Here is a 10,424-nt window from a genome sequence, read left to right on the forward strand (position 1 = left end):
ATGAAAAGAGACGCGCGGTGTACGGAGTCGTCCAGCAGATGCCCGGTGTGTCCGAGCGCGAGTACCGCATGGTCGAGCGCCACCTCGGCCCGGACCGGCCACCGGGCCTGGTCGCGCACGTCTCGGGCCCGTACGAGGAGGGCTGGCGGGTGCTCAACATCTGGGTCGACGAGGCCGCGTTCCGCCGGTTCCAATCGGAGCGGCTGATGAAGGCGGCCGGACTCGCCGCGCAGGAGGACGGCTTCGACCCGGGCAAGGCGGCGGGCTTCAGCTCGTTCGCGGTGGTCGGCGACGAGATGCCGTTCTGATGGACCCGGCCGCCTTCTGGGAGGCGGCGGCGCCGGGCTGGATCCGGCACGCCGACCGGCACGACCTGCGCGGCCGCCCGCTCGGCGAGGTCGCGCTGCGGGCCCTGGCGGTGCGGCCGGGGGAGCGGGTCCTGGACGTCGGCTGCGGCTGCGGTGGCACCACCGCCGAGCTGGCCGCCGCCGCCGGACGGTCCGGCGCCGCGGTGGGGGTCGACCTCTCCGCCGCCATGGTGGACGCGGCCCGCGCCCGGTTCCCGGGGCCGCGGTTCGTCGCTGCCGACATCGAGGCCCTCGACGTCGTGCCCGGCGGGCCGTTCGACGCCGCGTACTCGCGGATGGTCCTGATGCTGCTCGCCGACCCGGTCGCTGGCTGCGCCACGGTCCGCCGCTGCCTGCGCGCCGGCGGCCGGCTCGCGGCGACCGTCTTCCGGGCCGGCCCCGGCAACGCCTGGATGCCCGCGGCGATGCTCGGCGCCGCGCCGCACCTGGACGCGCTGCCCCCGCTGCCGGTCGGTGCCGAGCCCGGGCCGTTCGCCCTGGCCGACCCGGAGCGGATCGCGCGGGTGCTGACGGCCGCCGGGTTCACCGGCATCGCCGCGCAACCGCACGACGTGGTCATGACGGCCCCCGACGACCCCGACGACGTCGCGGAGTGGCTGATCGAGCTCGGCCCGGCCGGCGCCCCGTACCGGAAGGCCACCCCGGACGCCCAGGGTGCGGCCCGCGCGGGCGCGGCGAAGCTGCTCGCCCGCTTCCGCGAGCCCGGCACGGGCTACCGCATCCCGTCGGCGCTGTGGCTCATCACCGCCCGCACCGCTGACCCCGCCTCCTGACCGGCTTCCTGGCCCCGTTTCTGGTCCCGTTTCCTGGCCCGTTTCTGACCTCGCTTCCTGACCGGCTCCGTGAGGTCGGCGACCGCCGCCCGGAGGCCGGACGGTCAGCGGGTGCGCAGGCCGTCCAGGGCGATGCCCAACACCCGCTCGCGCTGGGCGGCGTCGACGAACCCCGCGGCGGTCAGGCCGCTGATCATGCGCAGGGTGTCGTCGAACGTGACGTCGGGGCGCACGGTGCCCGCCGCCTGGGCGCGGGCCAGCAGCGGCTCGCCGACGCGGTAGATCTCCGAGCGGCAGTGGCGGAACATCGCCGAGTCGCGGTTGAGCGCCTCGGAGATCGCCCGTTTCGTCGCCGTGTACGCCACGAACCGGTGCAGCCACGACACCAGCGCCTCCCATGGCGGCAGGTCCGCGACCTCGTCGGCCGTGCGGCACAGCTGCTCGATCTCGCCGATGTACACGGTCTCGAACAGGTCCTGCCTGGTGGGGAAGTTGCGGTACAGCGTGCCGATGCCCACCCCGGCGCGCCGGGCGATGTCCTCGAGGGAGGCCTCGGTGCCGTGCTCGCCGAACGCCTCACGCGCCGCGGCCAGCAGGGCGTCGAAGTTGCGCCGGGCGTCGGCGCGCTGCGGCCGGCGGACGGCCACGGGGGACTCGGCGGACATCGTGATCTCCAGCACGCGGCATCGGTTGGATCCGGAGGCACCCCTCCGATAATGTGGAGGCGTACCTCCACTACTGTACCGCGTCCGGGGGAAAATCCGATGACACGCGCACTCACCCTCAGCCCGCCACCCGTCGCCACCGCGCCGGTGACCGCAAGCCGGTTCACCTTCGTCGCGCTCGCCGCCGCAGCGGCCGCGTTCTCCATGCTGCAGTCGCTGGTCAGCCCGGTGCTGCCGACGATCCAGCGGGACCTGCACACCAGCCAGAGCACGGTCATCTGGGTCCTGACCGCGTGGCTGCTCTCCGCCGCCGTCGCCACCCCGATCATGGGGCGCATCGGCGACATGTACGGCAAGCGCCGCACCCTCCTCGTCGCGCTCGCGGCCATCGCGGTCGGCTGCGTGATCGCCGCCGCCGCGCCGAACGTCGGCGTCCTCATCATCGGGCGGGTCATCCAGGGCCTCGGCGGCGCGGTGTTCCCGATCTCGTTCGGCATCCTCCGCGACGAACTGCCACCGGCCAGGGTGGTGTCCGCGATCGGCGGGCTCTCCGCGGTGATCGCCGCCGGCGGCGGCCTCGGCGTGGTCCTGGCCGGGCCGATCGTCGCCGCACTGGGCTGGCGGGCGCTGTTCTGGATCCCGACCGTGGTCGTGGCCGGCACGTTCGCCCTCGCGCTGCGGTTCGTCGCCGAGTCGCCGGTGCGCGCGCCCGGCCGGATCAACTGGCTCGCCGGGGCGCTGCTGTCCGGGTGGCTCGTCGCCCTGATCCTGCCGCTGAGCAAGGCCCCGGCCTGGGGGTGGACGTCGGCGAAGGTCGTCGTGCCGCTGATCGCCGCCTTGATCCTCATCGTCGCGTGGGTACTGGTGGAGCTGCGTTCCGCGGAGCCGCTCATCGACATGCACATGATGCGGCTGCCGGCGGTGTGGACGACCAACCTCGTCGCGCTGCTGTTCGGCGCGGGGATGTTCGCCACGTACGCCTTCCTGCCGCAGTTCCTGCAGACCCCGCGCTCGACCGGGTACGGGTTCGGCACCACCGTCACCGGCGCCGGGCTGGCCATGCTGCCGATGCTGGTCACGATGGCCGTGGCCGGGTTCGTGAGCGGCCCGCTGACCGCGTACGTGCCGACGAAGGTCCAGCTGCTGCTCGGCACGCTGACCGCGGCGCTGGCCTGCGGCGGGCTCACCCTGTTTCACGACGCGTACTGGCAGGTCGCCGTCGCGACCGGGGTCTTCGGCGTGGGGCTCGGCCTGACCTTCACCGCCATGGTGAACCTCATCGTGCACACCGTCCCGGCCGGGCAGACCGCCGTGGCCAGCGGCATGAACACCAACATCCGCACCATCGGCGGCTCCCTCGGCGCGGCGGTGGCCAGCGCCGCGATCACCTCCCACGAGACCCCGGCGGGCGTGCCGCTGGAGTCCGGGTACACGTACGCCTTCGCCGTGCTGACCGCGATGCTGGCGGCCGCGGTGGTGATCGCGATCTTCGTGCCGCGGGCCCGCCGGGCATGACCGCAGGGGGCGCCCCGGGCGGGGCGCCCTCTGCAGCCCGATCGCGGTCAGCCGCGGGCGATCCAGACGTCGTCGAGCGTGCCGTGGAACTGGTCGTTGTCCCTGCCGTTGCCCTTGCCGCCGATGCTGAGCGGCACGGTGTTGACCACCGACAGCTCCGCGGGCAGCGTGGTCGTGCCGTGGACGGCGTCGTCGACCAGCAGGGTCAGCGACGTGCCGGCCCGGCGGCACTCCAGGCGGTGCCAGGCGCCGTCGGAGACGGACACGTCGGACAGCGCCACGTGGATCGCGCGGACCGCCGCGTCGGCGAACACGCAGCTCGGGCGGCCGGCCGCGCCGTCGATCTGCAGCTTGTACTGGCTGCCCGAGGCCGAGTACCCCTTCTGCACGATGTTCTGGCCGGAGCCGGTCTCCTTCTTCGTCAGGCGGACGGTCGCGCCGTAGCGGATCGGGCCGGTGCCGGGGTTGAGCTCCGGGGCGTCGGGCGTCTGCAATACGGCGTGCGGGCACTTGGCGCCCGCGCAGCGGGCCGGGAAGTCCGCCGCCCGGCCCGTCAGGCGCTCGGCGAGACGGACCTTGCCGCCGTGCCCGGCCGACGAGGTCAGCGTGTGGCCGTGGCCGGAGTCGTCGGCGACGGTGGCGCCGTTGCTGGCGGCGTCGAACGTGTACCGGGCGACGATCACCGGCGCGGTGGCCTCCGCCGGCTGGACCGCCTGGGCCGGCGGCTCCGCGGCGGGGCGGCTCGCCGCGGCGGAACCGTGGGCCGCGGCCGACGCCGGGCCGGCACCGCCGAGCGCGCTGAGCGTCACCCCGAGCGCCGCGGCTGCCAGGACTGCCGGCCGGACGGCTTTTCTGCCGGCACCTCCGCTCATGCCGTCACCTCCGCTGCGCTCCGGCGCCGGCCTGAGCTCCACCCTGAGCTGCTGATTCGCAGCCCTCCGCTGCGCTGCGGCCCGCTCATGCCGTCACCTCCGCTGCGCTGCGGCGCCGGCCTGAGCTCCACCCTGAGCCCATGATTCGCAGCCCTCCGCTGCGCTGCGGGCCGCTCATGCGGCCGCCATGCGTGTTCCCCCATGTCTTCATGCCCGAAATGTGTCATATCTGGGCCGTAGCCTCCGCGCATTTCCCCCGACGTGTCGGCTGCATTCGGTAACCGAATGGTTGACGCATCGTCACCCAAACCGGATGGCCGGTCATCGGCGGCGCGATTCTGGGAGACTCGCAGGCATGCGGGTTGCGGCGGGGGCGGCGGCGTTGCTGGTGCTGAGCGCGCCGGCGTTGCCGGTGCTGAGTGCGCCGGCGCCCGCTTCGGCGCATGCGCCGACGCAGGTCTCCGGGGCGCCGGTCGAGGTCTGCCGGATCACCGACCCCACCGTGACCGAGGTGTCGGGCCTCGCGGTCACCGCGACCGGCTTCCTGGTGCAGAACGACAGCAATCCCGACCCGGCGAAGACCCGCGTGTTCACGCTGGACAAGGCGTGCAGGGTGACCGGCAGCGTGCCGTACCCGCGCACCGCCCGCGACCCCGAGGACCTCGCGGTCGACCGCAAGGGCACCGTGTGGATCGCCGACATCGGTGACAACGGGCCCATGACCGGCGGCTCCGGCACCCGCCGCAGCACCGTCGCGCTGTGGACGATGGCGGCCGGCTCCAAGGCCCTGAAGATCCACCGCCTGGTGTATCCCGACGGAGTGCCCCGCGACGCCGAGGCGCTGCTCATCGACGGGCAGGGGCGCCCGGTGATCGTCACCAAGGACGCCAGCGGGGAGGTGTTCCGCCTCAACACGCCGCTGCCGACCGACAACACCGAGGGCGCGAAGCTGACCAAGGTCGGCGCGTTCGAGCCGCGGCGCACCGGCACGTCCAACCCGTGGGGCTTCCTCGGCGTCGCCTGGGTCACCGGCGCAGCCGTGTCCGCCGACGGCACCCGGGCCGTGGTGCGCACCTACGCCGACGCGTACGAGTTCGAGGTCACCGGCGGCGACGTCGCCAAGGCGATCACGTCGGGCAAGGCGACGGTCACGCCGCTGCCCGACGAGCCGCAGGGGGAGGCGATCGCCTACACCCCCGACGCGACGGGGCTGCTGACCGTCTCCGACCAGGACGGTCCGGCGGTGATCCTGCGGTACCCGAGCGGGCTGAAACCGGCGCCGCCCAGCAGGGCCGCGGCTCCGGCCAGCCCGCTCGGGGCGGCACCGCCGGCGCCCCCGGCCCTGTCGGCGCCGCGTGCCCCGCTGCTGCTCGGCGCCTTCACCGTGGTCACGTTGATGCTGGTCGCGGCGATCGCCAGACGTGCCAGGAGGCGTTGAGGACCCACGGTGTCGACGCGGGAACGCCCACATGACACGATTTACCGACAAGTGGCAGTGGTCGGGGGAGGGGTTCGCGGCGGTGGTGCGCATCGAGGTCGAGCGGGCCACGACCCGTGACATGCGCCGGCGCAACCGGTCGACGCTGCTGTCCGAGCTGTTCTTCCGCGGGCCGCTGAGCCGGCACGACCTGAGCCGGATCACCGGGCTGAGCGCCGCGACCGCCAGCAGCGTCACCGGCGAGCTGCTCCAGGAGGGCCTCATCATCGAGGCCGGGCAGATCGACTCCGACGGCGGCCGGCCGCGCGTGCTGCTGCGGGTCAACCCCGACTTCGGCCGGCTGGTCGGCGCCGACGTCGGCGAGACCGGCGTCAAGGTCGAGCTGTTCGACCTGTCGATGACCCGGCTCGCCACCGTCGACGAGCCGCTGCCGTCGTCCCGCCCCGACCCGGAGGCCGTCGCGGGGCAACTGCTCGCCGGCATCCGCGAGGTGCTCGGCGGCACCGACCCCGCCGACGTCATCGGCATCGGCATCGGCGTGCCCGGCACCGTCGAGCAGTCCGACCCAGTGCGGGTGCACGCCCCCACCATCGGCTGGCGCGGCATCACCCTCGACGGCCTGCTGCGCGACGGCGGCCTGACCGCCCCGCTCTTCGTGGAGAACGGCGCGAAGTCCCTCGGCCAGGCCGAGATGTGGTTCGGCGCGGGCCGCGGCGCCGCCAACGCCGTCATCGTCCTCGTCGGCTCCGGCGTCGGCGCCGCCGTCATCACCAACGGCACCCTCTACCGCGGCGCCAGCAGCAGCGCCGGCGAGTGGGGCCACACCACCGTCGTCTACGGCGGCCGCCAGTGCCGCTGCGGCGCCAAGGGCTGCCTGGAGGCGTATGTCGGCGCCGAGGGCATCCTCGACCGCTACCTGCAGCTCGACCCCAACCTCGTGCGCAGCGCCGACGAGCTCGCGGACGTCGCGGCCCTCATCGACGCCGGCACCCCCGAGGCCGACGCCATCCTGTCCGAGACCGCCGGCATGCTCGGCGCCGGCATCGGCAACCTGGTCAACCTGTTCAACCCCGAGCGGGTCGTCCTCGGCGGCTGGGCCGGCCTGGCCCTCGGCGCCCGGCTGCTGCCCCAGATCCGCGCGGCGGCGGGGGAGCAGGCCCTGGAGCACCCGTTCGGCCAGGTGTCGATCGAGCTGTGCGAGCTGGGCCCGGACGCGGTCGCCTTCGGCGCGGCCACCCTGCCGATGGCCGAACTGCTCCGCCGCGCCTCCCGACCGTAGTCCACCTGGCCTGCCCGGCCCGCCACGTCCAGGCCGGTTCACCTCGCGCGGCCACCTTCAGGCTTATGGACCGATTCAGCTCGACGGCGCTCGGCCAGGCGCGGGTGTCGTTCGTGGCGTGCCTCGTGGCGGTCGGCGCGACCCTGGTCGTGCTGCTCACAGGGTCCGCGGCGATCCTTGCCGCCGGCAGCGCAAGCGTGCAGGTCACCTCGGGTGTGCTGACCGCGGTCGGGACGGCGCTGTCCGGGTTCCTCAGCGTCACGTTCCTGCGGGCGTACCAGATGACCTTGCGGCAGATGAGCTACTACTACGGTCAGCCGCTGGTGCACTGCTACCTGCTGCACGCGGAGTGGATCGCGGAGCGGGCCGGCGGCGACCCGGCCGCGGAGTCGGTGAGCCGTCAGCTCATCACGGCGTCGTTGGACCTGAGGCGGGCCGCGCAGAACCATCTGCTGGAGCTGCACGACGAGGCCCAGCCAGCGGTCGAGCGGCAGGAGGCGCCGGTGCCCGTCGGGTGAAGCCGGTGACCCTGCGCTCGGGGTGCGGGCAGCAGCATCAGGTGGCGAGGCGCAGGATGGTGTCGGCGGCGCGGTCGATGTCCGACTCGTCGGTGGTGAAGTTGCTGACGGAGAAGCGCATGGCCGGGCTGCCGTGCCAGGTGGTGCCGCTGACCCAGCAGGTGCCTTCGGCCTGGACGCGGCGGACGAGGGCGGGGGTGTCGGGGCCGAAGCCGACCAGGACCTGGTTGAGCACGACGTCGTTGAGGACGTGGCCGGTCATGCGCCGGGCGAAGTGGGCGGCGAGTGCGCAGCCGCGGTCGATCAGGGCCTCGACACCGGTGCGGCCGAGGGCGCGCAGCGCGGCGTACACGGAGAAACCTCTGGCACGGCGGGAGAACTCGGGGTTGTAGTCCAGCGCGTCGCGCTCGTCGCCGCCGGCGTGGACCAGGTAGGCGGCGCGGACGCCCATGGCTGCCCGGTGCGCCGCGGGGTGGGCGCAGAAGACGAGGCCGGAGTCGTACGGGACGTTGAGCCACTTGTGGGCGTCCGTCGTCCACGAGTCGGCGCGTTCGAGGCCGGTGACGAGGTGGCGCAGGCGGGTGCTGGCCGCGGCCCACAGCCCGAACGCGCCGTCGACGTGGACCCACGCCCCGGCGGCGTGGGCGATGTCGCAGAGCTCGCCGATCGGGTCGAACGCGCCGGTGTTCACGTTGCCCAGCTGGGCGCAGACGATGATCGGACCGTCCAGGCCGGCGAGGGCGTCGCGCAGCGCGCCGGGGGTCATGCGGCCCTGGTCGTCGACGTCCACCGGTACCAGCGCCGCCGTGCCGATGCCGAGGAACCGCAGGGCCCGGTCGACCGTCGAGTGCCGGTCCGCGCCGGCGAGCACCGCGATCCTCGGGGCGCCGTGCAGGCCGCCCGTCTCCACGTCCCAGCCGGCCCTGTGCAGCACCTCGTGCCGGGCCGCCGCGAGCGCCGTCACGTGACTCATCTGCGCCCCGGTGACGAACCCGGCCGACGCCTGTGCCGGCAGCCCGAACAGGTCCCGCAGCCATCCTCCGGCTACCTCCTCGACGACGGCGGCGGCGGGTCCGGCGGCGTACAGGCCGGCGTTCTGGTCCCAGGTCGCCGTCAGCCAGTCCGCCGCGAGCGCGGCCGGTGTCGCCCCGCCGATGACGAACCCGAAGAAGCGCCCGCTCGGTGACGCGACGATCCCCGGGTCGGCGGCCTCGGCGAGCCGGGCAACGACCTCCCGCGCGTCGGTGCCGCCGTCGGGCAGCGGCCCGCCGAGCGCCGCCCGCAGCTCCTCCAGGGTGGCGCGGCTGCCGACCGGGCGGTCCGGAAGGCCGGCCAGGAAGCGGGTCGCGTGCTGGTACGCCTCGGTGAGCGGTCCATGCCAGTCCGGTTGCTCCATGCCCACATGATGTCGGGTCACCGTGGTCGTCCGGGCCGCAACTGTCGACAACCCGCCCGAGCCGTCGCCCGCGAACCAAGTGACCGTCGCCACGTTGGTTGTCGGGTGGCATACATCCGGGATTCAACGGCGGGGCGGCGCGAATAAGTTCTTGGGCGTCAAGGCAAGAACCCCCATCGCGCCACCACATAAAGGAATCGGATCCCCATGAAGCGTCTGCTGATCGCGACCGCCGTTGCCGGTGCCACCCTGCTGATGACCGCCGCCTGCGGGGGCGACGACAAGAAGACCGACGACAAGGCCGCTGCGAGCCCCGCGGCCGCCTCCGCCGATGCCAGCGCCGCGCCGTCCGGGAGCGCGAAGCCGTCCGGGAGCGCGAAGCCGTCGGGCAGCGCGGCCGCCGGGAAGGGCCTGCAGTTCGAGAAGATCGCGCAGCTGACCGGTGACCTGTTCACCAAGGACGAGCTGTGCCCGGTCGGCAAGTGGGACAACAACTCCACGGGCGTGCCGTCGAAGTACCGCTCGGCCGTGGCGAACTTCAAGCAGTTCGACTGCTACAAGAAGAAGGGCGACTTCATGCCGTCCCGTGGCCAGCAGGCCATCTTCGTGGAGTTCAAGGCGGCGAACGCGGCGAAGGCGTACGCGCAGGAAGAGGCGAAGCTGTACCCGGTCCTCATCGTCGGCAACACGGTCGTCGTGGCCGGCACCGGGCTGCCGAACACCGACATGAAGGCGTACCTGGAGGCTGTGCAGGAGACCGCGGGCGGCGCCGGCGATATCCTGGCGAAGTCTTAAATCCGCAGCTCACTCCCTTAATTCGGGTCGCGTATTGACTTGCGCACCGGGGCAGGAATAGCCTCCGATGGATCTGTAAGGCAACTTCACAGATCTGTTCCTCCGTCGTCACCCACCGACGCGGCGGAGGACGGCTCCCGCCCGCCCCGGTACCCCACCCCCGAAACGGGTCCTGCGCGGGCGCCCCGCCCAGAAGGGACCCCCGTGAAGCCCATCTCCAGACGACGCCTCGGGCTGGCCATCGCCGCGACCGTGCTCGCGGTGGCCGGCACCGGCGTGATCGCCATGACCACCGCCTCGGCCGCCACCACCGGCCAGATCACCGGCTACGGCGGCAAGTGTGTCGACGTCGCCGCGGCCGGCACCGCCAACGGCACCCAGGTGCAGCTGTACACCTGCAACGGCACGAACGCCCAGCAGTGGACCGTCGGCGACGACGGCACGATCCGCGCGCTCGGCAAGTGCCTCGACGTCAACGCCGCCAGCACCGCGAACGGCACGAAGATCCAGATCTGGGACTGCAACGGCACGAACGCCCAGCAGTGGTCGAAGCAGAGCGACGGCACGCTGCGCTCGCTCGGCAAGTGCCTGGACGCCACCGGGCCGAGCTCGGCCGACGGCACCAAGCTGCAGCTGTGGGACTGCTTCGCGAGCGCCAACCAGCAGTGGACGCTCCCGGGAGGCACCACGAACCCGCCGACCAGCACCCCGCCGAACAACCCGAACAATCCGGACCTGGGTCCGAATGTGTCGGTGTTCGATCCGTCGATGTCGCAGGCGACGATCCAGAACCGGTTGAACGCGG

Annotated in this window: 11 protein-coding genes; 8 read left to right on the forward strand and 3 right to left on the reverse strand. The window is 73.2% G+C overall.

The window, feature by feature from the left end; all coding sequences use genetic code 11:
- The first annotated feature begins 17 nt into the window (after positions 1 to 17).
- The gene (locus AB0H83_RS30265) at positions 18 to 308 is read left to right on the forward strand and encodes a hypothetical protein (protein ID WP_360100588.1); all 291 of its coding nucleotides are present in this window, start codon (positions 18 to 20) and stop codon (positions 306 to 308) included.
- Positions 308 to 1,141 (forward strand): methyltransferase domain-containing protein, encoded by an 834-nt coding sequence (locus AB0H83_RS30270; RefSeq protein WP_360100591.1) that lies wholly within the window; start codon positions 308 to 310, stop codon positions 1,139 to 1,141. Before AB0H83_RS30265 ends, AB0H83_RS30270 begins: the two co-directional genes overlap by 1 nt.
- Before the next feature lie 104 nt (positions 1,142 to 1,245).
- Here AB0H83_RS30270 and AB0H83_RS30275 read toward each other — a convergent pair whose 3' ends face one another.
- Positions 1,246 to 1,821 carry a helix-turn-helix domain-containing protein gene (locus AB0H83_RS30275; protein ID WP_360100594.1) on the reverse strand — a complete coding sequence of 192 codons (576 nt, stop codon included), beginning with the start codon at positions 1,819 to 1,821 and terminating at the stop codon, positions 1,246 to 1,248.
- Positions 1,822 to 1,905: 84 nt separating this feature from the next.
- Here AB0H83_RS30275 and AB0H83_RS30280 point away from each other — a divergent pair, with 84 nt between their 5' ends.
- Positions 1,906 to 3,321 carry an MFS transporter gene (locus AB0H83_RS30280; RefSeq protein WP_360100597.1) on the forward strand — a complete coding sequence of 472 codons (1,416 nt, stop codon included), beginning with the start codon at positions 1,906 to 1,908 and terminating at the stop codon, positions 3,319 to 3,321.
- A gap of 47 nt (positions 3,322 to 3,368) precedes the next feature.
- Here the strand turns inward: AB0H83_RS30280 and AB0H83_RS30285 are convergent, their stop codons facing one another.
- Complete coding sequence (locus tag AB0H83_RS30285) at positions 3,369 to 4,193, reverse strand: laminin G domain-containing protein (protein ID WP_360100600.1); 825 nt, start codon at positions 4,191 to 4,193, stop codon at positions 3,369 to 3,371.
- 355 nt (positions 4,194 to 4,548) lie between these two features.
- Here AB0H83_RS30285 and AB0H83_RS30290 point away from each other — a divergent pair, with 355 nt between their 5' ends.
- The 3 genes from AB0H83_RS30290 to AB0H83_RS30300 all read left to right on the forward strand — a co-directional run bounded on the left by AB0H83_RS30290 (position 4,549) and on the right by AB0H83_RS30300 (position 7,428).
- The gene (locus tag AB0H83_RS30290; protein WP_360100603.1) at positions 4,549 to 5,631 is read left to right on the forward strand and encodes a hypothetical protein; all 1,083 of its coding nucleotides are present in this window, start codon (positions 4,549 to 4,551) and stop codon (positions 5,629 to 5,631) included.
- A 31-nt stretch (positions 5,632 to 5,662) separates the two neighbouring features.
- Positions 5,663 to 6,910, forward strand: coding sequence for an ROK family protein (locus tag AB0H83_RS30295; RefSeq protein ID WP_360100606.1), 1,248 nt, complete (start codon positions 5,663 to 5,665; stop codon positions 6,908 to 6,910).
- 65 nt (positions 6,911 to 6,975) lie between these two features.
- Positions 6,976 to 7,428 (forward strand): hypothetical protein, encoded by a 453-nt coding sequence (locus AB0H83_RS30300; protein ID WP_360100609.1) that lies wholly within the window; start codon positions 6,976 to 6,978, stop codon positions 7,426 to 7,428.
- 37 nt (positions 7,429 to 7,465) lie between these two features.
- Here the strand turns inward: AB0H83_RS30300 and AB0H83_RS30305 are convergent, their stop codons facing one another.
- A complete protein-coding gene (locus AB0H83_RS30305; RefSeq protein WP_360100612.1) occupies positions 7,466 to 8,824 on the reverse strand; it encodes an aminotransferase class V-fold PLP-dependent enzyme in 1,359 nt (452 codons plus the stop codon).
- 207 nt (positions 8,825 to 9,031) lie between these two features.
- On the opposite strand from AB0H83_RS30305, the gene AB0H83_RS30310 reads away from it, so the two are divergent.
- Complete coding sequence (locus AB0H83_RS30310; protein WP_360100615.1) at positions 9,032 to 9,619, forward strand: hypothetical protein; 588 nt, start codon at positions 9,032 to 9,034, stop codon at positions 9,617 to 9,619.
- A 204-nt stretch (positions 9,620 to 9,823) separates the two neighbouring features.
- The coding region (locus AB0H83_RS30315) for a ricin-type beta-trefoil lectin domain protein (RefSeq protein WP_360100618.1) at positions 9,824 to 10,424 on the forward strand (601 nt) is incomplete at its 3' end.

The sequence above is a fragment of the Dactylosporangium sp. NPDC050688 genome (assembly GCF_040654515.1).
GTDB lineage: Bacteria > Actinomycetota > Actinomycetes > Mycobacteriales > Micromonosporaceae > Dactylosporangium.

Bases quoted from the DNA above. Each gene is read 5' to 3' on its own strand.
- AB0H83_RS30270 (WP_360100591.1), top strand. From the start codon at position 308: ATGGACCCGGCCGCCTTCTGGGAGGCGGCGGCGCCGGGCTGGATCCGG.
- AB0H83_RS30280 (WP_360100597.1), top strand. From the start codon at position 1,906: ATGACACGCGCACTCACCCTCAGCCCGCCACCCGTCGCCACCGCGCCG.
- AB0H83_RS30285 (WP_360100600.1), bottom strand. From the start codon at position 4,193: ATGAGCGGAGGTGCCGGCAGAAAAGCCGTCCGGCCGGCAGTCCTGGCA.
- AB0H83_RS30290 (WP_360100603.1), top strand. From the start codon at position 4,549: ATGCGGGTTGCGGCGGGGGCGGCGGCGTTGCTGGTGCTGAGCGCGCCG.
- AB0H83_RS30295 (WP_360100606.1), top strand. From the start codon at position 5,663: ATGACACGATTTACCGACAAGTGGCAGTGGTCGGGGGAGGGGTTCGCG.
- AB0H83_RS30300 (WP_360100609.1), top strand. From the start codon at position 6,976: ATGGACCGATTCAGCTCGACGGCGCTCGGCCAGGCGCGGGTGTCGTTC.
- AB0H83_RS30305 (WP_360100612.1), bottom strand. From the start codon at position 8,824: ATGGAGCAACCGGACTGGCATGGACCGCTCACCGAGGCGTACCAGCAC.
- AB0H83_RS30310 (WP_360100615.1), top strand. From the start codon at position 9,032: ATGAAGCGTCTGCTGATCGCGACCGCCGTTGCCGGTGCCACCCTGCTG.